This is a genomic window from Cohaesibacter intestini (genome assembly GCF_003324485.1).
Taxonomy (GTDB): Bacteria; Pseudomonadota; Alphaproteobacteria; order Rhizobiales; family Cohaesibacteraceae; genus Cohaesibacter; species Cohaesibacter intestini.
Genome location: NZ_QODK01000003.1, coordinates 164,999 through 190,387 on the forward strand (window position 1 = coordinate 164,999; position 25,389 = coordinate 190,387).

Below are 25,389 nucleotides of genomic sequence, written 5' to 3' on the forward strand. Positions count from 1 at the left end.
AAAGGCTGCGGATTTCAGCCAGTTCCTAGCCTTATGGATATAAGTTTTTCCAATGGTTAAACGGTTTTGAAACAAATTGCCTAGATTCTTGACATAGATCTAGAAGCGTGGGGTGCAGAGGAACTTGATGGCATCTCTTGCTAGAAGTCTCTGCAATTGGAGCCAGTGGGATGTTTAAGCTTTTTCGTTCGCTATCAAGCAAGCTGTATGCGCTTGTAGCCTTTTTTACCTTGTCTTTTGTCGTGATGCTTGTCTATCAGCTGCAAACGCTGGGTTGGAACCTCGATTCCTTCAAGCGCAATGAAATCAAGAGCGTGGTTGAAGTCGCGCACAATGTGATCGCCAAACATCATGCGATGTTCAAGGACGGCACCTTGAGCGAGGACGAAGCCAAAGTCCGTGCCAAGACTTCCCTGCGCAGCATGCGGTATCAGGGCAAGGATTACGTGTTTGTTTTTGACTATAAAGGCAACACGGTTGTTCATCCGGTCAAACCGGATACCGAGGGCACCAACAAGATCAAGTCGACCGATGGTGATGGCAAGTTCCACGTCAAGGAATTTGTGGATTTGGCACAACGCGACGGTTCTGGCTATGTCGACTATGTCTGGAAAGATCCCAAGGGCAAGAGCCGGGATAAACTCAGCTATGTCAAAGCGTTCCAGCCTTGGGGTTGGGTGATCGGTTCAGGCGTGCTGATGTCGGCAGTGGAAGAAGCCTTCTGGAAAGCGGCCCTGACCAGCGCAGGCATTGCAGGTTTGCTGATCCTGGTTGCTGTCGGTTTTGGTTTCATGCTCGCACGGTCGATTGCGCGTCCGGTTTCCACGCTCAACCAGAATATTCTGGCGATTGCACAAAACAAACTTGATGAGCCGGTATCCGGCACCCACCGCACCGACGAAATCGGTGATATGAGCCGTGCCGTTGAAACCTTCCGCGTCAATGCGATTGAACGTCTTCGTCTCGAAGAACAGGAAAAAGAGCATGACAACAAGCGGATGGCGGAAGCCCAACGCACCCGGAGACTGATCGAAAGCTTCGAAAAGCAGGTCTCGGAAAATATCGGCATCGTCAATGGACGCACCATTGAGATGGAACAGGCAGCCCTTCAGTTGAAGGAAATCGCCATTGAGACCGAAGGCAGCTCGCGCGAGGCATCCAACTCGTCGACCAATGCTTCGAACAATGTGCAGACCGTTGCGTCTGCGGCAGAAGAGCTGACGGCTTCAATCAATGAAATCATGCAGCAGGCGGTGCGCAGCAAGGAAGTGGTCGCCATTGCAACCGAAGACGCGCGCATTTCCAATGAGAAGGTGGCGCAGCTCGATGAATCCTCGCGTAAGATTGGCGAAGTCGTCAGCCTCATCCAGGCCATTGCCGAGCAGACCAACCTGCTGGCGCTGAATGCGACCATCGAAGCGGCACGTGCCGGTGAAGCCGGCAAAGGTTTTGCCGTGGTGGCCTCCGAAGTCAAGGAACTGGCCAATCAGACCTCAAAGGCGACCGAAGAGATCAGCATGTTGATTACCGCGATCCAGTCTTCCAGCCGGGAGTCGGTGGAATCCATTGCCAAGATTGCCAGCGTCATGAGTGAAGTTGACGGTTACACGACAGCCATTGCCTCAGCTGTCGATCAGCAGGGCGCAGCAACCGGTGAGATCGCTAACAATGTGCAGGAAGCTGCTGCCAGCACCCAAAGCGCTTCTGGCAATATGCGAGACGTGATGGACCGGGCGCAGGTGACCACCCAGTCGGCAGAAACCGTCAAAGACGCAACCGATCAGCTCAAGGACAGCACCGATATCCTGCGCTCTCAGATTGAAACCTTCCTCAGGGAAGTGGCTGCCTGATTGCAGAAGCAGTTTTTGCTTTGGCCCAGGACAAACGAAAGGCGACCGTGCGGTCGCCTTTTTCGTCTCTGGCTTATGCTCGCTCAGATCAGGCTGCGCAGCAGCAGATTCAAGTTTTTGGGATTTTCACCAATCCGCCGGATCGCATAGGGCCACCAATCCGCGCCGAAGGGAAGATAGAGACGGACCCGCTCCCCATGGGCAGACAGCTCCTCGGCAACATCATCGCGTGCCCCATAGAGCATTTCGATTTCATAACTGCATTGCGGCCAGCCATTGGCGCGTGCTGTCTCGATGGCATAGCCGTGAATTTCATGATCATGGGTCGCGAAGATTGGATAGAAGCCATATTCCAGCGCTTCCTTCGACAACATCCTGTCGACGAGGCGATAGTAATTGGCCTTCACGGCGGCGTTGCCCACATGGGCTATGTCTGATCCGGCCACAAAGGCACCTTTGACCAGCCGTACCTTGCCGCCTTGTCTGATGACCTTTTCAAGATCACCTTCCGTGTGCTTCAGATAAGCCTGCAGCGTTAGTGCAACCGGATAACCATCCGCATGCAAGGCATGATAGAGCGCTACGGTTCTCTCGACGACACTGTCATCTTCCATATCGATCATCAGGCAATGCACGCCGTCTCGCTCGCCAACCGCTTTCTTCAGCGCTTCGGCGATCGGCCAGAAGGCTGCTGCACCTTTGTCCCAGTCAATCGAACACCCCACCTGAGTGGGATCGACGGAAAGATGCCCGTCCAATTCGGACAAGCTGATCATGTCAATGGCACGGTTGATCGATGTGATGTTGCGATCAACCAACTCATGGGTGTCGACATACTCGCCCAGATAGAACAGGGAGCTGCGGATGTTGCTGCGAGAAAGGCGGTTTGCACAATCCAATGCCTCGACAACATTGTCGCCGCCCACATAGCGGGTGGCGAGCTTGGAGGCTCCGCGATTGGATTGCATGAAGTGTTTCAGGCGGGAAGAGCGCGCAAGCGCAATCATCCCCTTTTGCCAAAATCGGCGCATGACTCTGTTTCCCCAAAAACATGAATCTGTGAAGAATGGAATGCCAGACTAGGATGTATAATTTTAAGGAACAAGCAAACGTTTCAGTGCCCCACTGCTAAGCTGCCGCAGGCAGTATCCGTGTACACCACAGGCGAACACCATGCTCCTGAAATGGACATGTTGGGGCTATTATGAATCAAAAAGGACATCACTTTCATGCGCAAGTGTGGCAAGGCGTGGAGCTGCGGCCCATCAGCCGGTTGCTGTACCGCCCACAGTGATGCCATCGATTCGCAAGGTTGGTTGTCCAACGCCGACCGGCACGCCTTGTCCTTGCTTGCCGCAAGTGCCGATGCCGGTATCGAGCGCCATGTCATTGCCGATCATCGAAATACGCTTCATCGCTGCAGGGCCGTTGCCGATCAGGGTCGCTCCCTTGACCGGCGCACCAATCTTGCCATCCTCGATCCGATAGGCCTCGGTGCAGGAAAAGACGAATTTGCCCGAGGTGATATCAACCTGACCGCCGCCGAAATTGACTGCATAGAGCCCATTCTTGACGGACTTCAGAATCTCTTCGGGCGCATGCTCTCCGGGTTCCATGATCGTGTTGGTCATCCGTGGCATAGGCAGATGGGCATAGGATTGGCGACGCCCGTTGCCGGTCGACTGGCCGCCCATCAGGCGACCATTTTGCCGATCCTGCATATAGCCAACCAGAATGCCGTCTTCGATCAGTGGGGTGCGTTGTGTCGGTGTGCCCTCATCATCGATCGTCAATGAACCACGCTTGCCGCCAAGCGTGCCATCATCCACCACGGTTACGCCTTTGGCTGCGACCTGCTGGCCCATCAATTCGGAAAAAGCCGAGCTCTTGCGTCGGTTGAAGTCGCCCTCAAGGCCGTGGCCCACCGCTTCATGCAGCAATACCCCCGGCCAGCCCGGCCCCAGCACGACATCCAGCTCTCCGGCTGGCGCATCCACGGCGTCAAGATTGACCAGCGCCTGACGGACGGCTTCATCCACCGCATTCTGCCAGCCACCCTCAAGGCCGTTTTCTTCCAGATAGAAGTCATAGGCATTCCGACCGCCAAATCCGTGGCTGCCTGCTTCCTGTCGGGACCCTTCGCCCACAACCACGCCGACATTGATCCGCACCAAGGGGCGAATGTCTTCCACGAAGGAGCCGTCTGCCCGCAAAATGGCAATCCGCCGCCAGCTGCCGGACAGCGAGGCGGTAACCTGCCGGACCCGTTGATCCTTGTCCCGCGCATAGGCATTGATGTCTTCCAGCAGCGCGATTTTCGCGCCCAAAGCCATCGAATCCACCGGATTGAGGCTGTCATAGAGATTGCGATTGATCTTGTTGGGGGCCAGCGCCAGAACGCCACCATAGCCCTGACCGACACTGCGCACCGCATCAGCAGCCCGCTTGAGACTGCCCATGTCGATTTCGCCGGAATGCGAATAGCCTGCCATCTCGCCGGCAATCGCTCGCATGCCAAATCCCTGGCCGGTGTCAAAGGTGGAGCTTTTCAGGCGACCATTGTCAAAGACCAGACTTTCCGACTGGGTTTGTTCAAGGAACAGTTCGCCATCATCCGCACCGTCAAGGGTGTCAGCCAACAGCCGACACACGGTCTCGCGGTCCAGTCCGTAACTTTCCAGCAAATCCTTGCCTTCCCCCGGAATGAGACTTGCGGCAGGGGTGATGTCCTGAAGGGAGGCTGGCAGAGTGGCATTTGTATACAGCATTGGAACCCGTATCGGTTGGCATTCAAAAGTGTTTCACCTAGACATAAGGGGATTGACCGCGAATATCCAGAAGAGAATAAAGTCTTGATCGCAATTGGCCGCACCTTACGTTACGTCCTGTGACCGACAGAGTGGGGCTTTGTGATGCATAAGAAACAAGGATCACCCTATGGACCAGCGCCTTGCGTCTCCGAACGCCGACGCTTTGCTTGCATGGTATGACCGCCATCACCGCACCTTGCCATGGCGTGTCTCGCCGGAGGATGCCGCGCTTGGTGTCGTGCCCGACCCCTATCATGTCTGGCTGTCGGAAATCATGCTGCAACAGACCACGGTCGGTGCGGTCAAAAGCTATTTCACCGCCTTTGTCGCCGAATGGCCCGCAGTGACTGATCTGGCCGCCGCCGAAGAAGACGATATCCTCAAGGCATGGGCCGGGCTTGGCTATTATTCCCGTGCCCGCAATCTGCACAAATGTGCGCGGCAGGTGGTCGAAGACCATGCAGGTCGCTTCCCATCCAGCGCAGCAGAGCTCAAGACTTTGCCCGGCATTGGCGATTATACAGCGGCGGCCATAGGGGCGATCGCCTTTGACGAAGCTGTTGCGGTGGTCGATGGCAATATCGAGCGGATCATCGCCCGGCTTTATCACATCACCGAGGCCCTGCCTGCAGCCAAAAGGCCGATCAAGGAAAAGATGGCTGTGCTGACACCGACCCAGCGCCCCGGAGACTTTGCTCAGGCCATGATGGATCTGGGGGCGAGCCTCTGCAGCCCGAAAAAGCCCGCCTGCGGCCTGTGCCCCTTCTCAGGCGCTTGTGAAGCGCAACGGGCGGGCGACATGGAGCGATATCCGGTGAAAGCGCCAAAAAAAGAAAAGCCGACCCGACGCGGCGCTGCCTTTCTGATCGAACGGTCAGATGGCGCATTGTGGCTCGGCAAACGCCCCGCCAAGGGGTTGCTTGCCTCGATGGCGCAGGTGCCAACCACCAACTGGTTCGACAAAAGGGAAGGGGAGGCGTTTGACCTTGCCACCGCCCTTGATTACGCACCCGAAAGCTTGATATTCACCAAGAAGGTCGGGCAGGTGACCCACACTTTCACCCACTTCCACCTCCAACTCGATGTCTATCACGCCAACACCGATCAACCCGCCCCGACTCCTGAGGGCTGGTGGTCAGAACCTCACGCCATCAGCGGTGAAGCTCTCCCGACGGTCTTTCGCAAGGTGGTAGACTTTTCCGAGAAAACAGATGATTAAACCCAGACGCATCAGAGCAGGCGATCCGAGCCTTCATGACATTCTTTCCCTCATTCAGCGCAATTTCGCCTACATGGAGAGCCGCATTGATCCGCCCAGCTCGATGCATCGCTTGAGTGTTGAAGCCATTGAAACACAATGCGAAGACGGCGAGGTCTGGACCATTGGCTCGCCGCCTGTTGCCTGCATCTTCATGACTTTGAAGCCAGATTGCCTTTATCTGGGCAAGGTAACGGTGGACGAGCCAACGCGCGGGCAGGGGTTGGCTTCTCGGATGATGCAGCTGGCTGAGGAAAGAGCCCACATCCATGGCTATGACTGGCTGGAACTACAAAGCCGGATCGAGTTGGTGGAAAATCACCGCACCTTTGGCGCGTTCGGTTTCATCAAGACTGGCGAAGATGCCCATGAAGGCTATGACCGGCCAACCTCGATCACCATGCGCAAGAGGCTTTCCAAAACCAAACCGTCGTCTCCATAAAATTAGGGCGCTTTGCGGCTCAGCAGAGACACAAAACGCCCTAGGTAGGTGAAGTTTGATGTCGCAAATACCAATCGACCGATGCTCAGTTACGCAGCACAATCGGCTGAGCATATCCGGCCAGAACTGGACTTCACCAAGGTTTGGAACTCAGAACTCTTCCTTTTGCCTTAAACTTTTCTGGGCGGGCCGTGGCCCGCAGTGTGTGGAACCTTGCGTTGTTACGCTGCGTCCCGAATGATTTGGCGCAGCGCATCAATGGGTTCGCGCGTGCCCTGATTGTCATAGTGCCAATAGGTCCAGCCGTTGCAGGCATCCAGACCCTGCACCAAAGCACCAACCTTGTGAATTGATCCAGTATGCGCGCCGGAAATCAGCGAGCCATCGGCCCGAACCATGGCAAAAATCTTGCCTTTCTTGTCGGTCAGCACCGTGCCCGGCTGTAACAGATCATTTTCCAACAGGCGGCCAAACGGAATGCGCGGTTCGGCTCGCTTGCCTTGGGTCACTTTCAAAGCGCCCAGATCAACCGGCTCAATGGCCTCAATCCGCGCGTTTGCGGCTGCGATATAGTCGCGATCCCGCTCAACGCCGACGAAATTGCGGCCAAGCTTTTTGGCGACCGCTCCGGTGGTGCCGGTGCCAAAGAACGGATCCAGCACGACATCGCCCGGATTGGTCGAGGACAGCAGCACCCGGTAAAGCAGGCTTTCAGGCTTCTGGGTCGGATGGATTTTCTTGCCATCTTCGCCTTTTAGCCGCTCGCCACCCGTGCAAATTGGCAGGGTCCAGTCCGAGCGCATCTGCACATCGTCATTGAAGGTCTTCAGCGCTTCATAATTGAAGGTGCATTTCGAAGCTTTGTCCTTGCCAGCCCAGATCATGGTTTCATGAGCATTGGTAAAGCGCTTGCCGCGGAAGTTCGGCATCGGGTTGGTTTTCAGCCACACCACATCATTCAGCAGCCAGAAATTCAGGTCCTGCATGATTGCGCCGACACGGAAGATATTGTGATAGGAGCCGATCACCCAGATCGACCCGTTGGGCTTGAGCACCCGGCGACAGGCAAGCAACCATGCACGGGTAAAGGCGTCATAGGCCTCAAAGCTCTCGAACTGGTCCCAGTCGTTGGTCACACCATCGACTTCGGACTGATCCGGGCGGGTCAAGCCGCCGCCAAGCTGAAGATTGTAGGGCGGGTCAGCAAAGATCGCGTCGACCGAATGCTTTGGCAGCTTTTCCAGCTGCGAAATGCAATCGCCCTTGAGAATGGTGTTCAGCCAATCAGGTTGGTGGGCTACTGACTGATCGTGGACCGACAAAGTGGTTTGATTGGAACGCATACGCCTACTCAACTGATGAATACAGAAACACAACCGGGCCAAGATATCGCCCGCAACTGAGGCCATCCTGCGTGATCATGGTAAACCACCAGTTAAACTTCTTCACTTCCATGAACAATTTGCGCGAAATGCGACAAAATGTTTGTCAAAATCGGATTCTTATCGATAACAACTGATTAATATTAGTTACCAAAAGATTGATCTTAACGAATAGTTACTATGCTTGCGGAGGGACGGTCCCAACGCAATATACTATTCAGATCACCCCGGCCCGGATCAGCGAACCATCAGCCGCCCCAGAGACGAAATGAGATCGCAAAGAAGTGAAAAGACACGACAAGCATCTCGATCCTCAGGGGATTTTTATGTGTGCGGGCGAAAATTTGCCCCAATCTTCACCATATTTTACGCGGCCTCCTTGCGGACTCTGGCGCAAATCCGCAAATCAGCTTAAAACAGAATCTGGGGCGCATGATTTGGGATTAAGCATCCCGAAATGGGACCATCACGGGATTGATGGGGTCGACTGGAACATGAGCAAACAGAAAGACAATCGAGACGGAACGCGTAGGAACGCCGACATCGTGGCTTTGGAAAAAGCCCGAAAGAAAGGTGCGCGACCGCTGGGTGACCTGATTGGATCATCATTGACACCGCTTTGCCGCAAGCAGGGCTTTGCGTCCGCCGACATCCTGCGCTATTGGGGCGAGATCGTTGGGCCGCAATTTGCCGATTGTACCGAACCTGACCGCATCCGTTGGCCACGACGGGGGGAAGGCGATGGTTTCAAGCCCGGTACCCTTGTTCTGCATTGCGAGGGCGCACAGTCCGTCTTTCTGCAGCATGAGCAGGCAACGATCATCCAGCGCGTCAACGCCTATTTCGGTTATCCGGCAATTGATCGCATCCAGATCCTGCAGCGCCCCATCAACACCAAGAAATCCAGCCGTCCAGCTCCGTTGCGGTCACTGACACGCAATGAGGCCCAGACACTCGAGCATCAGCTTGAAGGGGTCAATGATGATCGGATGGCTGCCGCCCTGCGCCGTTTTGGTGCTGCCGTCATGGCCAAGGGCTGACGACCAGGCAATCAAACTGACCATGAACAACGGCGCCCAAAGGCGCCTTTCACTTGTGAGAGTTGCTCAATGCATAGCTCGAGGCTGTTTTGGGGCAAGGCGTCAAAAATCGTTTCGGCAGCTTGATTTTTTGCCGATTCTCGATTTACTTTGTGCGATAACTAAATAAGAACCACTGTGTTGCCTGCAAATCACCCAAACAAAACATCCATGCCGAACAACGAGACGCGCCCAATGGCTGACAGCATTCACGACGATCCATCTGCCGGCCCTGCGCCTTTGAGCAAGCAAATGTGTTTTGCGCTCTATTCCGCTTCGCTCGCCTTAACGCAGATCTACAAACCTCTGCTGAAACCACTGGGACTGACCTATCCACAATATCTCATCATGCTGATCCTGTGGGAGAAGGACGGGCGGACACTTAAGGAAATTGGCACCATGCTCGGCCAAAAATCCGGCGCATTGACCCCGGTCCTCAAACGCATGGAGCAGGAGGGGTTTCTGGAGCGTGTGCGCGATGAGGCGGATGAACGGGCGTTGAACATCCGGCTCACCGATCATGGACGGGCGCTCAAGGCTCAAGCCGCGAATGTTGGCACCGGTGTGGTTGGCGCCTGTGGTGTTCCTTTTGATGGCTTGATGGATTTGCATGGCCAACTGATCGAGTTGCGGGACAATCTGATCAACTCCATTGATGCATCACAGGAGGCTTGAACCGCCTTTTTGTGCAGCAAAAGCCCGAATAATGCCCTTATTCTGAAAACGACACCCATTCTCAAAAGGAGTGGCCGAGAGCGCTGCCGAAATAGTTATCGCGATAACAAATGTGTGGATTACAGGTTGTTCAACCGGGTTGCGCAACATTTATGGGTTGAATTAATTATCGCGATAACTAAATATCCGGTTCAAGACAAGTAACCACCGAATGAAAGAGGAACGAATATGGGCATTCTCTACACCACCAAAGCGATGGCAACAGGCGGTCGTGAAGGCAACGCAAAGTCTGAAGACGGAAAACTGAACGTCACCCTGAGCACGCCAAAGGAAATGGGTGGAGACAATGGACCGGGTACCAACCCAGAACAATTGTTTGGTGCCGGGTATGCGGCATGTTTCCTCGGTGCAATGAAATTTGTCGCAGCACAGGAAAAACTGGCTCTTCCATCCGAACCCACGGTTGCGGCGACTGTAGGGATCGGTCCGAATGACAAGGGTGTTGGCTTTGCAATTGAGGTAGATTTGGAAATCGATCTGGGCGATCTGGAGCGCAACGAGGCCGTTGCACTGGTGGACAAGGCCCATCAGGTTTGTCCATATTCCAACGCGACCCGAGACAATATCCGCGTCGGTCTGACTGTGAAATAACCTATTAGGCAGCACTCGTTTGTCCCCACACGAGTTGCGCTCGAGGCGGCCCAATCAAATTGGGGCCGCCTTTTTTATGTCTGAAGACGCCAACCGATGAACAAAACGGCATCAATTGCCGCTGATGGAATAAAGACCAAGCATACCGTCATTGTCGCGCGAGAAGGATACTTCAACCCAGTATCGCCGGCCGATACAGGAAAACTCCCATCGCTCGATGAAGGACAATGCATCCAGAACATAGGCTGGTTGATTGATCGTCTCGGTACGCTTCTTGCGGATCAGATCAATCTTTTCGACAAAGGGTTGGGTGCATTGCCGTGGGCTGTGGGATTTGGCAATGGACTTCAACACGACCTGCTGAAAGGCGGGCAAGGCGTAGCTTTTCAAGAGCTTGTTGCTATCCAGCGGCACGGGTTCAATTTTCACGTCAGACCGTGCAGCATAGGCGCGCAACCAACGACGGGTGTCAAGGCGCTGGAAGCTGGCAATGATTTTCAGCAACTGGCTGTTGGATGCCATGGTGCAGAGCCGGTAATCACTGGTGTTTTTGGCCTGACGACTGAGCCACATGCGCACTTGACCGGCGGCAGCATCACTGGTCAGGCCCGGCGACAGTTTGGTGGCCCTGCTGGCAAGGCTGTTGATCAGAAACTCCCCGAACTGGGCGATCTGGCTTTGCCGTCTGGTAATCCGCTCATCTGCTGACGCAGTTGGGCAGCGCTTCAGCATTTCCGATGCCATCAGATAGTTTCGAATGAGAGGTCGGGGTGAACCGATCTCCGCAGCAGAAACACGCGTCGATGTGGCTGGCAGACAATGAAGAAGAAACAGGGCTAGGAGGGAGATTTGAACAAAAGTGGGCTTCATGAATTTCATCTACAGGTTAGTGCGTAACCTCTCATAAAACCGATGGTGTGTCTATAAGCGGATGATTATATTCAGCGCTTCCATATTTATGCTGCCCCAGCCATGGCATGGGCAGGGAATACACCTATATATGGGGCATTGTTACAACCTGAAAGTAATTGCCCATGTCTGAAACCACGCCTAAATCTGCCGTTTTCTGGGATAAGCTGGCGCGCCGTTATGCTGCCAGACCAATCTCCAATGTCGAGGCTTACGAGCAGACCTTGGATCGGGTGCGACACTATCTCTCAACGGATGCGTCTGTGCTCGAACTGGGCTGCGGCACCGGTTCCACCGCTTTGCTTCTGGCGAGTCATGTCGGGCAATATCGTGCCAGTGACATTTCCGGCGAAATGATTGCCATTGCCAATGAAAAGCTGGCACAGTCCGATCAGGCCAACCTAGAGTTCGTCAAGGCCGATCTCTACGCCGAAAGCCTCGATGAGCAAGCGCCCTATGACGCGCTTCTGGCCTTCAACGTCATTCATTTGTTCGAAGACACGCCGGACGCCCTAAAGCGCATCAATGGCTTGATCAAGCCGGACGGTTTGCTGATTTCCAAAACCGTTTGCCTGTCTGGACTGTATGGCTTGTTACGCATTCCCATCTTCTTCATGCAATTGTTTGGCAAGGCACCACCCGTCCGCTTCATCTCGGCCAAGCGCCTTGCGCGCATGATGCGGGAGGCCGGGTTCGAGATTGTCGAAGAAGGCAATTTTGCCAAGGTGAAGATGGCCCATTTCGTGGTGGCCCGGAAGGTGCGTTGAGCATAGTTGCGATAGACTGAAAATTACAAACATGTAACGAAAAGAAATTGCTTGAACCTTGCCCTTTCATCGCCAAAATGTGATTGAAAAGTAGGAACATACCAAGGACTGACGGGCTCTGGCTCGCTAAGATGCCCCAAACCCGGCTGACCCAGTCGCCAATGATTAGGAAGAGACAATGGCCCTGACGCGTAGAGATTTTCTTGTATCGGCATCGAAATTAAGCCTCGGCGTGGCTGCCCTTGGCAGCTTCGGCCTTGCCACCAGCCTGCCCGCCCATGCCCAGAGTGTCGATCTCGATGCCTTGATGGAAAAGGGCACACTCGACGATATCGTGCTTGGGCCGGAAGATGCGCCGGTGACTGTTATTGAGTATTTCTCGATGACTTGCGGTCATTGTGCAAACTTCCACAACACCACTTTCAAGCATTTGGAAGAGACCTACATCAAAGAAGGCAAGATGCGCTTCATCCTGCGCGAATTCCCTCTTGATCCGCTGGCCGCAGCCGGAGCCATGCTGGCCCGTTGCACGCCGGGCGACAATGCGGTTGCCATGATCGATGTGTTGCTTGGCAATCAGAGAATTTGGGCCTACTCGGATAATCCGGTCTCGAGCCTGTTCAACTTTGCCAGACAGGCAGGTTTTACACAGGACAGCTTCAATGCCTGTCTGACCGACCAAAAACTGCTGGACGATATTACAGCAGTGCGGGAACGTGGTACGAAGGAATTCGGAATCAATTCAACGCCAACCTTCTTTGTGAATGGCGAAAAGCATGTCGGAGCCCTGTCGAGTGAAGAGTTCGACAAAATTCTGGAGCCTCTGCTCACTTAGGTCCGGCAACTTACCCAGTCAAGCCGCTTCAAAGGCGTGCCCGCAGCATGATGTGCTTTGCGCGGCGCGCCTTTTTGTATCCGTGCCTGAGGGCCGGAGGCGTGCGCGATGAAATTCACCAAACTGCGCCTGTTGGGCTTCAAGTCCTTTGTGGAGCCGATGGACTTTCACATCGAGCCCGGGCTGACTGGCGTGGTCGGTCCCAATGGCTGTGGCAAGTCCAATCTGGTCGAAGCCCTGCGCTGGGTCATGGGCGAGAATAGCTACAAGAATATGCGCGCATCGGGCATGGATGACGTGATCTTTGCCGGTTCAACCAATCGGCCGGCCCGCAACACCGCGGAAGTCACCGTCTATCTCGACAACAGCACCCGCACCGCGCCCGCCGGCTTCAATGATGCCGATGATCTGGAAGTCTCCCGCCGCATCGAGCGCGAGTCAGGGTCCAACTACAAGATCAATGGCAAGGATGTCCGCGCCCGTGACGTGCAATTGCTGTTTGCCGACGCTTCCACCGGCGCCCGTTCCCCGTCGCTGGTCGGGCAGGGCCGCATTGGCGAGATCATCAGCCAGAAACCAACCCAGCGCCGTGGCCTCTTGGAAGAAGCGGCTGGCATTTCCGGTCTTCACAGCCGCCGCCACGAGGCTGAATTGCGCCTTAAGGCTGCCGAGAGCAACCTTGAACGGCTCGAAGACATCATGGCGCAGATATCGACCCAGCTTGAAGGCTTGAAGCGTCAGGCCCGACAGGCCAGCCGCTATCGCAATTTGTCGTCCGATATCCGGTCCATGGAAGCGACGCTTTACCATTTACGCTGGCGGGAGCTCTTGGACGAGGAGGAGGCCGCACGGCAGGACCTGCGCAAGGCGGATCTGAGCGTTGCCGAAGCCACCACCGCACAGGCCACAGCCGCCCGCGAAGAAGCCATCGTCAGTCACAAGCTGCCCGAGCTGCGTGATGCCCAAGCTGCCAAGGCTGCGGCGCTGCAGCGCTTGACCCTTGCTGCCCGAGAGCTGGATAGCGAAGAAACCCGGATCCGTGAAAAGCTCGCCGATCTTGGTCGGCGTGTTGAGCAATTGAAGGCGGACGAGCTGCGCGAGCGCCAGCTGGTCGAAGAAAATGCCGATCTGTTAAGGGCACTCGATGACGAAAAAGCCGAATTGATGGCAGAAGATGCCGAAAGCTCCGAGGTTGAACAAGAGGCCAAGGAGGCACAGGCCGCAGCAGAATATGAGCTGCAAGAGATTGAAACGACAGCCAGTGAGCTGACCACACGTCTGGCTGAAGCCGAAGGGCGCGCGCGCCAATTGCATCAGGCAACCGAGGCCGCCCGCGGCCGGGTGGCCCGTCTGGCCAGCCAGTCGGCCCAGACCGCGCGCGACTTGCAAAGGGTCAATGACGAACTCAACAACGACGATGGTCTGGAGCCACGCCGCGAAGAAGTGGAAGTGGCAATTGCGCAGCTTGAAACCTTGGAGCTGGCAGCCGAAACTGCCAGCAATGATGTTGCAAAGGCACGCGACGCGGAAACCGATGCAAGGCGGGCCCGTGCCGACGCAGAAGCCGCCTTCAACCGACTGGACACCGAGGCCCGTACTTTGGCCAAAGTGGTTCATGCGGGGCAGGACGATCGCTTTCCGCCGATTGTTGGCACTCTCAAGGTTGATGCAGGGTTCGAAGTGGCTCTGGCCGCTGCCTTGGGCGAAGATCTCGACGCACCCATTGACGCCAATGCGGCGCGTCATTGGGGGGAAATGGATCCTTTGGAAACCGATCCGTCCCTGCCGCATGATTTGCCCTCCTTGGCCAACCATGTCGAGGGGCCTGAGCGGCTCACGCGTCGCTTGCAGCAAATCGGTATCGTTGCAGCGGATCTCGGTGCAGGGTTGCAAGCACAGTTGGCTCCGGGGCAACGGCTGATCAGTCGGGAAGGGGACCTGTGGCGTTGGGACGGGCTGGTGATCAAGGCAGGCGCTCCCACGCCCGCCGCCCAGCGGCTCGAACAGCGCAACCGGCTGGAAGAAGTGGAAGCCAGTCTCAATCAGGCCGAAAGCAGGCTCGATGCCGCCCGTCAGGCTTTCCAGATCATGCGAGACGTCGCCGTCGACAAGGCCAAGGCGGAGCAGACCGCCCGCATGCAGGCACGGGACATGCAAAAACGCCTGTCGAACCTGAGGGACATGCTGGCCAAAGCCGAACGTGAGGCCAACCAGTTTTTGGCCCGCAAGGCCACTCTGGAAGCGACATTGGCCCGCTTGCAAGAAGAGGAAGAGGAAGCCCGCGCAGCGCTTTTGGAAGCGGAAGAGCAACAATCTGACCTGCCGGATTTTGACCATTTGAAACAGGAACGCGACGAAGCTCGCTTGCTTCAGAGTGAACAACGCAGTCATCTGGCAGAAGTGCGGGCTCACGCCCAAGGGCTGCGTCGGGAAGCCGAATTGCGCGAGCGTCGCCTGTCGGCCATTGCCCGTGAGCGCAGCAGCTGGGAAATGCGCGCCAAGAATGCCGATGCACAGATCGCCACATTGCGCCAACGTCTGGCCGACACTGAGGCCGAAATCGAGACCCTCAAGGACAATCCCGATGCCATCGACGAAAAGCGCCGTGCTCTTTTGTCAGAAATTTCCAAGGCTGAAGACGCCCAGAGACAAGCAAGCGATGTGTTGGCCACCGCAGAACGAGCCGCGATGGAAGCCGGTGTCGCTGCAAAACTGGCGATGGAAACACTGGGCAGTACGCGAGAAGCCCGCATCCGGGCCGATGAACGGGTCAAGGCAATTGAGGGGCGCAAACAAGAGCTGACGCGCCAGATTGCCGAAGCACTCGACTGTTCTCCCGCCGCCACCTTCGGTCTTGCGGGCCTGAAGAAGGATGCGCCCCTACCCACCATGCAGGCCGTAGAGGGCAAGCTGGACCGTCTGAAGAACGAACGAGAACGCCTTGGCGGCGTCAATCTGCGGGCCGATGAAGAGGCCAGTGAAATTGCCGACCAGCTCCAGACCATGGAGACCGAACGAGACGACCTGATCGAGGCAATCAAGAAACTGCGGACCGGTATTTTCAACCTCAATAGAGAAGCCCGCAGCCGCCTCCTTTCCTCATTCGATGTGGTCAATGAGCATTTCAAGGCGCTCTTCTCCAAGCTGTTTGGCGGCGGTCAGGCCGAGTTGCAACTGACCGACGCCGATGACCCCCTTGAGGCAGGCCTCGACATCATCGCCCGCCCTCCGGGCAAAAAGCCACAAACCATGACCCTGTTGTCCGGTGGAGAGCAGGCCCTGACGGCAATGGCGCTGATTTTTGCGGTGTTCCTGACCAATCCGGCCCCGATCTGCGTGCTCGATGAGGTCGATGCGCCGCTGGATGATGCCAATGTGGAGCGCTTCTGCACCTTGCTCGAAGAAATGCGGGCGCTGACCGAAACCCGTTTTGTCACCATCACGCACAATCCGATCACCATGGCCCGAATGGACCGGCTGTTTGGGGTGACCATGGCCGAACGGGGCATATCGCAGCTGGTCTCCGTTAGCCTTGAAGCAGCCGAGGAACTGATCGCGGAAGATGAACAAAAGGCCGCTGTCGCCACCATCCCACCCAATCATCCTTCGGTAGGTTCCTGATGATCATTCGCCCGGCCCGCCTAGACGAATTGTCCGCCCTGTCGGATCTTTGCTTAAGATCCAAGAGCCTGTGGGACTATGAACCCGCGTTTTTGGAAGGCTGCCGCACGCCTTTGACCATTCATCCTGCGGACCTCACAACGGATTATGTCATGGTGGCCGAAGAAGGAAACCTGATATTCGGAGTCGTCCAACTAGGCATCGAGGGGGACGAGGCGGAGCTTGAAAAGCTGTTTATTGATCCTCAGTCCGTGGGCAAGGGCGTGGGAAAAATGTTGCTCGAATGGGCAATGGACAAAGCCCGGAGCGCAGGCGCCAAGCGCATGATGCTCGCCTCGGATCCTTTTGCAGAGCCATTCTATCGCAAATATGGCGCGCAACAAATCGGAGCCGTTCCGTCCGAAGTGGACCCGGATCGCTCGCTTCCACAAATGGAAATTACGCTGTAGCTGTAACGCCAACCGTCACTCTCCACCCGCTTTCCAAGGCAAAAATCCTTTGCTTTGAAGGGGATTCCCACTAGTCTGAGGTCCCAATGAGAAAGACGGGAGAAACAAATGTCCGATCAGGTTGCCTTGACGCTTTACATTGCCAACAAAAACTACTCTTCCTGGTCCATGCGTCCCTGGATGGCGTTAAAGACCAAAGACATTCCCTTTACTGAGCATTTGTCGCCCTTTGATGAATCCACCGGGCATGCCCATTTCATTGAATTCTCCCCGACCAAGAAGGTGCCTGCCCTCAAGATCGAGCGCGCTGGCAAGGACCCCGTCACGATCTGTGAGAGCCTCGCCATCATCGAGGCTGTTGCCGACCTGTTCCCGCAAGCGGCGCTCTGGCCATCTGATCCGATTGAGCGTGCCAAGGCCCGCGCTTTTGCAACGGAAATGCATGGCGGTTTCTTCGGTCTGCGCGGGTCCTGCCCGATGAATATGCGACGTCCGGTCAAAGCGCTTGATCTCGATCCCTATAGTGCCGCCGCAGTGGTCAAGAATGTCGAACGGATCGAAGACATCTGGTCCGAATGCCTTAACGCTTCGGGCGGTCCGTTCCTGTTTGGTGCGTTTGGGGCTGTGGATGCGATGTTCGCTCCGGTCATCAACCGGTTCGAGATCTATGCTCTTAGTGACAGCACAGTCTTTCACGCCTACAAGAGCGCCATGAAAGCGCTGCCATCCTGGCAAGCGTGGGAAGCGGCAGCGCTTGAGGAAAGCTGGATAGTGGAGGAGGATGAGGCATGAGGGGTCTGGGGTATGCCGCACCCTCCTCCTAAGGGGATGACTGTGTCTGGGATGCGAAATACAGCACAGTCTGTCCCCAATCTGGTTGAAAATAGTGAGCCTGGAAAAGAGATTTCTCGGGCATCTGTCTTACTGGCCCTCGGCTTGCCTGTCGGCACGCAGCAGCAGAGTGGCAGAGACACAAAGCCAAGCCAAATCACTTGGCGTCAAACAATTGTGAGAGGGATGCTGAAGAGAGATCGAAGCCAGACCGGCTAGGTCAGCATGCGTGTTCCTGACAGGATTTTTTCGATCACCGCCAGCGTGCCATCGGTCAGGGCATAGTCAGAAAGCGCATCTGGAGACACCCATCGCACGTCCATGGCATCGTCTCCAGCCACGACAGGGGGCAACATTCCGTCGGCGTCGCGCACCGTGCAGAAGAAAACCGCAATGACAAAGTGCCGCTCACAGCGCCCACTGGCATCATGGCGAAGAATTTCGACAAGGTCGGCAACATAAAGCGGGTCAATCTGTAGGCCAGCCTCTTCCATCAGTTCCCGCTTGATCGATGCTGAAAGGGCCTCGCCTGTTTCAACCGCACCACCGGGCAGGCTCCAGACGCCAATTGCTGGTGGGTTGCCGCGCTGAGCCAGCAAAACATGGCCATTGTGCAGAACTAGGGCAGACACGCCCAAGAAGGGACGAGCCGGATAGGAGCGATCATTGGCCATGGTGGCGATTCCTCTCATCACTCCGGTGACGTATCAGGATCCGAGAGGATCCAGCAGCATCATCCGAAGAGACGATCAACCTCATCCTGAGCGGTTGGATGATCAATGGCCAGCATCCAGTCGGTCACCGTATCCGCATCATTGATCAGCGCGCTTGCACGGTCAATCAAGGGGCGAATTTCCGTAGAGGCGGAAAAGGCCAATGCTTCAAATGAGTCCATCGTTGGCGTGCCATCCGACGCGCTGATTTTCTCGATCAGAAGCAAAACCTTGGCGTCGATATCCGCGATCAAGTTTTCGAACCGTTCCCGAATGGTCAGGACAACCGAATCGTAGAGCGAAATCGCCAGCTGCTTTTCTTTGAAGGTGGATTGGGCGAAATAGTCGCAATAGGTCATGGGCCGCCAGGAAAAAAGATCCTCGGCGCAATCAGGCATATCCGGTAGCATTTCAATCAGCATCAGAACTTCATTGAAATGATTGAGATAATCCGTCGCAAGCAACGTCGTCGGATTGATGTTTGCCGCGCGAAGTGTTGCTTCATCAGGAAGGGGTGCTTGTTCTGACATACTGGGCCCGCCTTGACCGTCTGTTGATTGACAAGGTGCAATCAGCCCTAGACTAAAAGCGCAAGGTTTCCAAATGCTTGACGAGATGTCGAAAATTGCCGGAAAAGGTGAGCAAAGTCTCAACAACACCAACAGGCTGCAATGATCCTGCAATCAGAACAGCATAGTAACAACAAAAAGGGCCCCGAGAGAATGAACTCTCGGGGCCCCTAGAAACTTACGTTTCTAAATCCAAGCTAGGCTTAGATTAGAAGTCACGCTGCAGGCGGATTTTGCCTTCCCAGCTGTCGGTGGTTTTAGCGCCATCCTGGTCTTTGTAGAGAACAGCAGCTTTAACCGAGAAGTTTTTCACTGGGGTGTAGCCAACTTCAGCAGTGATCTGCCATTCTTCGTAATCGGTACCAGCAGCGCCGTCATATTCGCCGTAGCCAGCAGCGATCAAGCCGTAAGCGTTGTCAGCGAATGCATATTTCAACATACCGGAGACGGACCATGCATCGTTAACGGTACCGGAGAGAGCGTCAACGCCGCCAACCCACTCGGTGTAACCCAGAGCACCATCAGCATAAACAGCGTTCAATGCAGCGGTCAGAGCGTCGAATTTGCCGGTGATACCAGCAGCAATTGCCCAGCCGAGATCGGAGTCAATAGCAGCGTTGGTGTAGTTGATCTGACGAACAACACCACCCAAGGAAGCGGAACCCCAAGCCTGATCAACTTTGATGCGTGCAGCAAATGCAGGCATGGACTGACCAGCTTCGATACCACCAACAACAGCGGAAGCACCTTCTACGATTTCGTTTTCAATTGCGAAGTGTGCAGATACACCGTTGCCCAGATCAGCATTGTAGCCGATTGCGCCAACAGTCTGGTCACCAAGGTCGAAATCGCCGAGATACATGCCGCCAACGTGGTCAACTACAGAAGCAGAAGTGATGTAACCAGCATACATGCCACCGAGGGACAACCATGCTTTGTCGATAGCTACATAACGGCCAGCGCCCTGATCGGTTGCGCCTTCGAGTTCGATGTAGGAAACGAGGGTGCCGAGTTCGGTTTCTTCTTTAGCGGTAACGGTTACAACGCCACGAGCCCAAATGCTGAACTTGTCGTCAGCACGTGCAAAACGCTCGTTGAATTTAGCTTCTGCACGAACGTAACCGCCGATTTTCAGGCAGGTGTCGGTGCCTGGGATGAAGTGGTAACCAGCGCCGTATGCGTCACATACTTTAACGTAGTCTACTGGCTCAGCTACAGGCAGATCTGCAGCCATTGCAGGAGCTGCTACGAGAGCAGCTGCGGAACCAAGGATAAGGCTCTTGATGTTCATGTTTCTGACCTTCATTTGTCATAAAAACTTTTTTAGGGCAGTGACCAGTCCAGTCAGACATTTGCGTTCACTGCTTGCGACAAGGGAGACAATACTCGTTTCCCACGGAGTTGCAATCTTCTCCACCCTTTGCCCGGATCGCTTTGCATCGACTGTTGCACAAAAAACACAAAAATGCCTCTAACCCCCGGATTTCTGCCAATTCGTTACCGAATGGTTAATGGAATTTACCTATATGATCGCCTTGAACAAAAGGCGACATTCTTGCATCAAGGCCGATCCGAGGGCCTTCACAAGAACGAATCCGAGAAACTTATCTACTTGCCAGGTACGGAATCACCGACCGAAAACCGATATGGGTATGGTGCGAGTCGCAAAATGCGCGCGGAGTGAGGCATACGGCAGTGGCGTTTCCCCCAAGGACTGCCTGACAATAAAAAACCTGCCGTGGTGATACCAAGGCAGGTTTGTTGTCGATCTGTGGCAGAGGGCGGGGCGACGCAATAGAACTTAGTTTCAGAAAGGCCAAAGGCGTCTCAGTCCACCTTTTTTCTCTTCCTTTTGTTCTTCGGTCGCAAGCTTGTCCAGTTCCTGCTGCACTTCCGGGCCAACTTTCGTCACGCGTGTTGGCGGCTGGGTCAGATACTTCCGGCCTTTTGTATTCTCGCCATTCCTCTCCTTGATCAAGGCGAGGCGCTCTTTCACCTGACGACTATAGGCCTTCGCCTGAGCGGGCGAGACATGCGTGCTATAGTCGGGTTCCTCGATCTGATTGGCAAATTCTGTTGACGCGGGGTCATTCTTGAAGATTTGGTCGCGCTGTTCCTTTGGAAGCTTGCGGATTTCGGCAAGCAAGGCTTTGCGTTCCTGCTCTGTCATGTTGGTCAGGCGGTTGTGATAGAGTTTCCGCAGCTTGTCCGGATCCTGTGGCCAGTCAGTCGCAACACTGTTGGAGGCGGGTTGGCTTGTCTGTGGTGTCGGCATCGGTGCGCCTTCAGGCGGTAGAACCAGTCCTCCGCGTGCGGAATAGTCGATCGGCTCTTTCTTTTCTTCATCGCCGAGAATGCCAAAACCGGTGGTGACCGTTTTTAGCAGTTCTGCTTCCTGGCTTTTGCCTGTGCCATAAGTGGTGCCGCCAATGCTGGAGCATGCGGTTAAGGCGATGCTGACCGAGCCGATGATAGCCAGAGTCGCAAAACGAGACGCGACCGGAGCGGTCTGGTCGGCCGACGCTTCGGCAGCAGGAGCACTTGCGCTCTGTTTCTTCACATTCAACATGTCACACTCACTTTACACACGCGCTGGCGAAACCGTCCGGTCGGCAGCATTTCGTCTTGGCGCTTCAAAGGCAGCAATCCCGTCTTAACGGGACATTGAGCCATGCAATGAACCAAGTGTCGCTAGACATACTGCGCATTGATGCTTGAGATCAAGACTGCAATCCGCCTGATTCATCGGCGGATGGGTAGTCAGGGCCGATTCTGCCTGCACTTGGCTTGCTCGTCGTCACCAATCACGACTTTGCGGCATCAATGCGGCGATCACTTTCCCGCCGCTTTTTCCGCCTTGGCGCTGGGGCCAAAGAAGCTGTCATAGACCAGCAACAGCACACCGAGGACAATCCACACATCAGCCAGATTGAAGACATACCAGCTGAAGTCACCCCAGTAGAAGTGAAACAGATCAACCACCGCACCATGCATAATCCGGTCAAAGGCATTGCCAATGGCTCCGCCAAGGATCAGACCGGCTGCGGCAGCCGGCAGACCAAACTGCATCCGGCGGATCCAGGCAACCAGAAGGCCTGCAGCCAGAGCAGCGACCATGATCAGCACGATCTGTCCCAGCGGATCATCCTGTTGGAACAGGCCAAAGGACACCCCTTTATTCCAGGCGAGAATAAGATCGAAATAGGATGTCAGATGAATTGGGCCGTTATTGGCGACCTTGTTGTACAGATCAAATTCCAGCAACAGCCACAATTTCAAAGCCTGATCGGTGATCAGCCCAAAGGCGGCAACGGCAAAGCCGATAATTCGTGCAGACATAGCGCACTCCAATTGATACCTGATCGCAGCCGGGCCGCTAGGCCCGGCGCAGAATCGTCGGCCTGATCAGGCCGCTTCGATCTCACGCATGGCTGCCGCATCGCGCAGGCAAAGATCTGGATAGTCCGCATCGCTGCCGACTTCTGGCAGGATCTTCCAGCTGCGCTGACACTTTTTGCCTTCCGCAAGAGCTGGCACCACACCGACACCAGCCACCTCATCAATCGTGAAAGCACCCTCTGGTGCATTGCCCTCGATCAACTCGGCTTGAGATGTGATGGCGATTTCCGCAAGATCAATGCCATCCATTGCCGTCACAATGTCCTTGTCTGTGACATAGACCTTCGGAGCGGCCTCCAGCGAAGAACCGATGCGTTTTTCCTTGCGCTCGACTTCCAGCGCTCCGGTGACGACACGGCGCAGAGCTTTGATCTTGCTCCATTTCGCAGCCAGAGCTGCATCGTGCCAATCGGCAGACACATCCGGGAACTGGCGGAAATGCACCGAATCGGTGTCGGATGGGAAACGGCTGAGCCAGGTTTCTTCCATGGTGAATGGCAGGATTGGTGCCAGCCAACTGGTCAGATGCATGAACAGCTCGTGGATCACATAGAGCGAAGCCTTGCGGCGGGCCGAGCTTGGCGCATCACAATAAAGGGCATCTTTGCGCACGTCGAAATAGAAGGCCGACAGCTCGATGCCCATGAAATAGTTCAACTCATGCATGATCCGCTTGAAATCGAAATTGTCATAGGCAGAGCGCACCATGGCATCAAGCTCGTGGAGCCGATGCAGCATCAGCCGCTCCAGTTCCGGCATGTCAGAAAGCGCAACCGCTTCGCCATCATAGTGGGCCAGCGAGCCCAGCATCCAGCGGATGGTGTTGCGCATCTTGCGATAAGCATCGGCGCTGGTTTTGAGGATTTCCGGCCCGATGCGCTGATCGTCCGTATAATCGCAGGTCGCCACCCAAAGGCGCAGAATGTCAGCACCATATTGCTTGATGATGTCCTGAGGCGCGATGGTGTTGCCAAGGGACTTCGACATCTTGCGGCCATCTTCTGCCATGGTGAAGCCATGGGTCAGAACCGCGTCATACGGCGCGCGACCACGGGTGCCACAGCTTTCCAGCAAGGACGAATGGAACCAGCCGCGATGCTGGTCAGAGCCTTCCATATAAAGGTCGGCTGGCCATTTCAGATCTTCACGCTGCTCAAGGCAGAAAGCATGGGTCGAGCCAGAATCAAACCAGACGTCGAGAATGTCATCGACCTTGTCCCATTCGCTCGCATCATACTCATCAGCAAGGAAGCGTTCCTTTGCTCCTTCAGCGAACCAAGCATCAGCCCCTTCCACGAGGAAGGCATCAAAGATGCGCTGATTGACTTTCTCATCCTGCAAAACGACGGTTGGGTCGTCTTTCTTGATGAAAATGGTGATCGGCACACCCCATGCCCGCTGGCGGGAAATCACCCAGTCCGGGCGGGTTTCGATCATGGAACGCAAACGGGTCTGACCGGTGGCTGGCACAAAGCGGGTCGCGTCAATCGCATCAAGGGCCCGCTTGCGCAGGGTGTCGCCTTCATCATCGATATTGCGATCCATCGCGATGAACCATTGCGGCGTGTTGCGGAAAATCAGCGGGGCTTTGGAGCGCCAGCTATGCGGATAGGAATGTTTCACCTTGCCGCGCGCCAACAAAGCGCCGACTTCCACCAGCTTGTCGATCACTGCCGAGTTGGTGGTGCCTTCGCCGCCCTTGCGGTTGAGGATGTAAAGGCCCTGGAACAGGGTGACATGCGGATAATAAGAGCCATCCTCGGCCACCGTGTGCGGTACTTCTGGCGTACCGCATTCGGCAAAGCGCTCGCGGTTGGCGATGAAGACATCATAATCTTCTGCACCATGACCCGGAGCGGTATGGACAAAGCCCGTACCTGCATCGTCGGTGACATGGTCGCCATCAATCACCGGCACGTCAAAATCATAATAGCCTTCTGCGCCTTCCACCCCGTTGAACGGGTGGGCACATTCGGAAATCAGGCTTGGATCGACATCGAACTTGCGCTCATAGCCATCGACGCGGGCGGCCTTGAAGATGCTCTCTGCCAGCCCGTCGGCCACGATCAGTTTGTCGCCAACCTTGCCCCAATTGTCATCCGCCGCTTGCGTGACTTCATAAAGACCATAGGAAATGGATTTCGAATAGCAGATGGCGCGGTTGCCCGGGATCGTCCATGGGGTGGTGGTCCAGATAACGACATCCGCATCGAGCAGCGCATCCAACTGATCTTCGGCCACCGTGCCATGCACGCCGGTCACTGGGAAGCGCACCCAGATGGTGTGCGAGGTGTGATCCTGATATTCCACTTCGGCCTCGGCCAGAGCGGTTTTCTCGACGATCGACCACATGACGGGCTTGGAGCCCTGGAACAGCTGACCGGACATGGCGAACTTCATCAACTCGCCAGCAATGCGCGCTTCCGCGTCATAGCTCATGGTCAGGTAAGGGGTCTTGAAATCACCGATCACGCCAAGGCGTTTGAATTCTTCGGACTGGATACCAACCCACTCCTGCGCAAACTCACGGCATTCATTGCGGAATTCGTTGATCTCAACGGCGTCCTTGTTCTTGCCCTTCTTGCGATATTTCTCTTCGATCTTCCATTCGATCGGCAGACCGTGACAGTCCCAGCCCGGCACATAGTTGGAATCGTAGCCGCGCATCTGGAAGGAGCGGACAATGATGTCCTTGATGGTTTTGTTCAGCGCGTGGCCGATATGCAAGTTGCCGTTGGCATAGGGAGGGCCATCATGCAGCACATATTTCTCGCGGTCCTTGGACTGGTCGCGCAGCTTGCGGTAAAGGTCCATCTCGTCCCAACGGGCGGTGAGCTTGGGCTCATTCTTGGGCAGGCCTGCGCGCATCGGGAATTCGGTCTGGGGCAGGTAAAGCGTCTTGGAGTAATCGCGTGCTTCAGTCATTTTTCTTTCACTCTCGTGAATGGATTGCCGGGGGTCTCATTGTATGGGACCATCACTCTCTGTTTGTAAGGGGACGGTCAGGCCCGGCAAGGAAATTGGGTTCGTCATCTGATGAGTTGGGGATGAGGGCAGCAGGCGCGCGTGATAAACGCTCCGACCCTTCTATCAATCCCGGTCCCTCGCGGGCGCAAGGCAATGCGCCGATCACGCGAAGGCCGGGCCAG

Annotated in this window: 21 protein-coding genes; 11 read left to right on the forward strand and 10 right to left on the reverse strand. The window is 55.5% G+C overall.

Annotation, left to right across the window (positions count from 1 at the left end; all coding sequences use genetic code 11):
* Positions 1-170 precede the first annotated feature (170 nt).
* Complete coding sequence (locus tag DSD30_RS11485; RefSeq protein WP_114009845.1) at positions 171-1,850, forward strand: methyl-accepting chemotaxis protein; 1,680 nt, start codon at positions 171-173, stop codon at positions 1,848-1,850.
* An 83-nt stretch (positions 1,851-1,933) separates the two neighbouring features.
* Here DSD30_RS11485 and DSD30_RS11490 read toward each other — a convergent pair whose 3' ends face one another.
* Positions 1,934-2,881 carry a proline dehydrogenase family protein gene (locus tag DSD30_RS11490; protein ID WP_114009846.1) on the reverse strand — a complete coding sequence of 316 codons (948 nt, stop codon included), beginning with the start codon at positions 2,879-2,881 and terminating at the stop codon, positions 1,934-1,936.
* Positions 2,882-3,115: 234 nt separating this feature from the next.
* Positions 3,116-4,618: a metalloprotease TldD gene (tldD, locus tag DSD30_RS11495; protein WP_114009847.1), complete on the reverse strand. Its 1,503-nt coding sequence runs from the start codon at positions 4,616-4,618 to the stop codon at positions 3,116-3,118.
* Between the two features lie 169 nt (positions 4,619-4,787).
* Between tldD and mutY the strand changes: the two genes are divergently transcribed.
* Positions 4,788-5,879 carry an A/G-specific adenine glycosylase gene (mutY, locus tag DSD30_RS11500; protein ID WP_114009848.1) on the forward strand — a complete coding sequence of 364 codons (1,092 nt, stop codon included), beginning with the start codon at positions 4,788-4,790 and terminating at the stop codon, positions 5,877-5,879.
* Positions 5,872-6,360 carry a GNAT family N-acetyltransferase gene (locus DSD30_RS11505; RefSeq protein WP_114009849.1) on the forward strand — a complete coding sequence of 163 codons (489 nt, stop codon included), beginning with the start codon at positions 5,872-5,874 and terminating at the stop codon, positions 6,358-6,360. Before mutY ends, DSD30_RS11505 begins: the two co-directional genes overlap by 8 nt.
* A 221-nt stretch (positions 6,361-6,581) precedes the next feature.
* Here the strand turns inward: DSD30_RS11505 and DSD30_RS11510 are convergent, their stop codons facing one another.
* Entirely contained in the window at positions 6,582-7,703 is a 1,122-nt protein-coding gene (locus DSD30_RS11510) for a site-specific DNA-methyltransferase (protein ID WP_114009850.1), read from the reverse strand.
* Between the two features lie 533 nt (positions 7,704-8,236).
* Between DSD30_RS11510 and DSD30_RS11515 the strand changes: the two genes are divergently transcribed.
* From DSD30_RS11515 to DSD30_RS11525, 3 genes are all read left to right on the forward strand, one after another.
* Positions 8,237-8,782: a DUF721 domain-containing protein gene (locus DSD30_RS11515; RefSeq protein WP_157967665.1), complete on the forward strand. Its 546-nt coding sequence runs from the start codon at positions 8,237-8,239 to the stop codon at positions 8,780-8,782.
* A 234-nt stretch (positions 8,783-9,016) separates the two neighbouring features.
* Positions 9,017-9,496: a MarR family winged helix-turn-helix transcriptional regulator gene (locus DSD30_RS11520; RefSeq protein ID WP_198662925.1), complete on the forward strand. Its 480-nt coding sequence runs from the start codon at positions 9,017-9,019 to the stop codon at positions 9,494-9,496.
* A 228-nt stretch (positions 9,497-9,724) separates the two neighbouring features.
* Entirely contained in the window at positions 9,725-10,147 is a 423-nt protein-coding gene (locus tag DSD30_RS11525; protein WP_114009853.1) for an organic hydroperoxide resistance protein, read from the forward strand.
* A 111-nt stretch (positions 10,148-10,258) separates the two neighbouring features.
* Here DSD30_RS11525 and DSD30_RS11530 read toward each other — a convergent pair whose 3' ends face one another.
* Positions 10,259-10,891 (reverse strand): hypothetical protein, encoded by a 633-nt coding sequence (locus DSD30_RS11530; RefSeq protein ID WP_157967666.1) that lies wholly within the window; start codon positions 10,889-10,891, stop codon positions 10,259-10,261.
* Between the two features lie 290 nt (positions 10,892-11,181).
* Between DSD30_RS11530 and DSD30_RS11535 the strand changes: the two genes are divergently transcribed.
* From DSD30_RS11535 to DSD30_RS11555, 5 genes are all read left to right on the forward strand, one after another.
* The gene (locus tag DSD30_RS11535) at positions 11,182-11,823 is read left to right on the forward strand and encodes a class I SAM-dependent methyltransferase (protein WP_114009855.1); all 642 of its coding nucleotides are present in this window, start codon (positions 11,182-11,184) and stop codon (positions 11,821-11,823) included.
* A 178-nt stretch (positions 11,824-12,001) separates the two neighbouring features.
* A complete protein-coding gene (locus DSD30_RS11540) occupies positions 12,002-12,658 on the forward strand; it encodes a DsbA family protein (RefSeq protein WP_114009856.1) in 657 nt (218 codons plus the stop codon).
* 108 nt (positions 12,659-12,766) lie between these two features.
* On the forward strand, positions 12,767-16,279 hold the full coding sequence (gene smc, locus DSD30_RS11545; RefSeq protein WP_114009857.1) for a chromosome segregation protein SMC: 3,513 nt from the start codon (positions 12,767-12,769) through the stop codon (positions 16,277-16,279).
* Positions 16,279-16,728, forward strand: coding sequence for a GNAT family N-acetyltransferase (locus DSD30_RS11550; protein ID WP_114009858.1), 450 nt, complete (start codon positions 16,279-16,281; stop codon positions 16,726-16,728). The genes smc and DSD30_RS11550 overlap by 1 nt, the downstream gene beginning before the upstream one ends.
* 108 nt (positions 16,729-16,836) lie before the next feature.
* On the forward strand, positions 16,837-17,520 hold the full coding sequence (locus DSD30_RS11555) for a glutathione S-transferase (protein WP_114009859.1): 684 nt from the start codon (positions 16,837-16,839) through the stop codon (positions 17,518-17,520).
* Between the two features lie 254 nt (positions 17,521-17,774).
* Here DSD30_RS11555 and DSD30_RS11565 read toward each other — a convergent pair whose 3' ends face one another.
* The 6 genes from DSD30_RS11565 to ileS all read right to left on the reverse strand — a co-directional run bounded on the left by DSD30_RS11565 (position 17,775) and on the right by ileS (position 25,165).
* Positions 17,775-18,233, reverse strand: coding sequence for an NUDIX hydrolase (locus tag DSD30_RS11565; protein ID WP_157967668.1), 459 nt, complete (start codon positions 18,231-18,233; stop codon positions 17,775-17,777).
* A 59-nt stretch (positions 18,234-18,292) separates the two neighbouring features.
* Entirely contained in the window at positions 18,293-18,802 is a 510-nt protein-coding gene (locus tag DSD30_RS11570; protein WP_198662926.1) for a hypothetical protein, read from the reverse strand.
* 247 nt (positions 18,803-19,049) lie between these two features.
* Positions 19,050-20,132 carry a porin gene (locus DSD30_RS11575; RefSeq protein ID WP_157967669.1) on the reverse strand — a complete coding sequence of 361 codons (1,083 nt, stop codon included), beginning with the start codon at positions 20,130-20,132 and terminating at the stop codon, positions 19,050-19,052.
* Positions 20,133-20,648: 516 nt separating this feature from the next.
* A complete protein-coding gene (locus DSD30_RS11580; protein WP_114009863.1) occupies positions 20,649-21,410 on the reverse strand; it encodes a hypothetical protein in 762 nt (253 codons plus the stop codon).
* A gap of 263 nt (positions 21,411-21,673) precedes the next feature.
* The gene (gene lspA / locus DSD30_RS11585; protein WP_114009864.1) at positions 21,674-22,180 is read right to left on the reverse strand and encodes a signal peptidase II; all 507 of its coding nucleotides are present in this window, start codon (positions 22,178-22,180) and stop codon (positions 21,674-21,676) included.
* Between the two features lie 66 nt (positions 22,181-22,246).
* Positions 22,247-25,165, reverse strand: coding sequence for an isoleucine--tRNA ligase (gene ileS / locus DSD30_RS11590; RefSeq protein ID WP_114009865.1), 2,919 nt, complete (start codon positions 25,163-25,165; stop codon positions 22,247-22,249).
* Between the last annotated feature and the right edge of the window lie 224 nt (positions 25,166-25,389).

Excerpts from the sequence above, each read along its gene's own strand:
- DSD30_RS11485 (WP_114009845.1), top strand. The coding sequence starts at position 171 with ATGTTTAAGCTTTTTCGTTCGCTATCAAGCAAGCTGTATGCGCTTGTA.
- DSD30_RS11490 (WP_114009846.1), bottom strand. The coding sequence starts at position 2,881 with ATGCGCCGATTTTGGCAAAAGGGGATGATTGCGCTTGCGCGCTCTTCC.
- tldD (WP_114009847.1), bottom strand. The coding sequence starts at position 4,618 with ATGCTGTATACAAATGCCACTCTGCCAGCCTCCCTTCAGGACATCACC.
- mutY (WP_114009848.1), top strand. The coding sequence starts at position 4,788 with ATGGACCAGCGCCTTGCGTCTCCGAACGCCGACGCTTTGCTTGCATGG.
- DSD30_RS11505 (WP_114009849.1), top strand. The coding sequence starts at position 5,872 with ATGATTAAACCCAGACGCATCAGAGCAGGCGATCCGAGCCTTCATGAC.
- DSD30_RS11510 (WP_114009850.1), bottom strand. The coding sequence starts at position 7,703 with ATGCGTTCCAATCAAACCACTTTGTCGGTCCACGATCAGTCAGTAGCC.
- DSD30_RS11515 (WP_157967665.1), top strand. The coding sequence starts at position 8,237 with ATGAGCAAACAGAAAGACAATCGAGACGGAACGCGTAGGAACGCCGAC.
- DSD30_RS11520 (WP_198662925.1), top strand. The coding sequence starts at position 9,017 with ATGGCTGACAGCATTCACGACGATCCATCTGCCGGCCCTGCGCCTTTG.
- DSD30_RS11525 (WP_114009853.1), top strand. The coding sequence starts at position 9,725 with ATGGGCATTCTCTACACCACCAAAGCGATGGCAACAGGCGGTCGTGAA.
- DSD30_RS11530 (WP_157967666.1), bottom strand. The coding sequence starts at position 10,891 with ATGGCATCGGAAATGCTGAAGCGCTGCCCAACTGCGTCAGCAGATGAG.
- DSD30_RS11535 (WP_114009855.1), top strand. The coding sequence starts at position 11,182 with ATGTCTGAAACCACGCCTAAATCTGCCGTTTTCTGGGATAAGCTGGCG.
- DSD30_RS11540 (WP_114009856.1), top strand. The coding sequence starts at position 12,002 with ATGGCCCTGACGCGTAGAGATTTTCTTGTATCGGCATCGAAATTAAGC.
- smc (WP_114009857.1), top strand. The coding sequence starts at position 12,767 with ATGAAATTCACCAAACTGCGCCTGTTGGGCTTCAAGTCCTTTGTGGAG.
- DSD30_RS11550 (WP_114009858.1), top strand. The coding sequence starts at position 16,279 with ATGATCATTCGCCCGGCCCGCCTAGACGAATTGTCCGCCCTGTCGGAT.
- DSD30_RS11555 (WP_114009859.1), top strand. The coding sequence starts at position 16,837 with ATGTCCGATCAGGTTGCCTTGACGCTTTACATTGCCAACAAAAACTAC.
- DSD30_RS11565 (WP_157967668.1), bottom strand. The coding sequence starts at position 18,233 with ATGGCCAATGATCGCTCCTATCCGGCTCGTCCCTTCTTGGGCGTGTCT.
- DSD30_RS11570 (WP_198662926.1), bottom strand. The coding sequence starts at position 18,802 with ATGTCAGAACAAGCACCCCTTCCTGATGAAGCAACACTTCGCGCGGCA.
- DSD30_RS11575 (WP_157967669.1), bottom strand. The coding sequence starts at position 20,132 with ATGAACATCAAGAGCCTTATCCTTGGTTCCGCAGCTGCTCTCGTAGCA.
- DSD30_RS11580 (WP_114009863.1), bottom strand. The coding sequence starts at position 21,410 with ATGTTGAATGTGAAGAAACAGAGCGCAAGTGCTCCTGCTGCCGAAGCG.
- lspA (WP_114009864.1), bottom strand. The coding sequence starts at position 22,180 with ATGTCTGCACGAATTATCGGCTTTGCCGTTGCCGCCTTTGGGCTGATC.
- ileS (WP_114009865.1), bottom strand. The coding sequence starts at position 25,165 with ATGACTGAAGCACGCGATTACTCCAAGACGCTTTACCTGCCCCAGACC.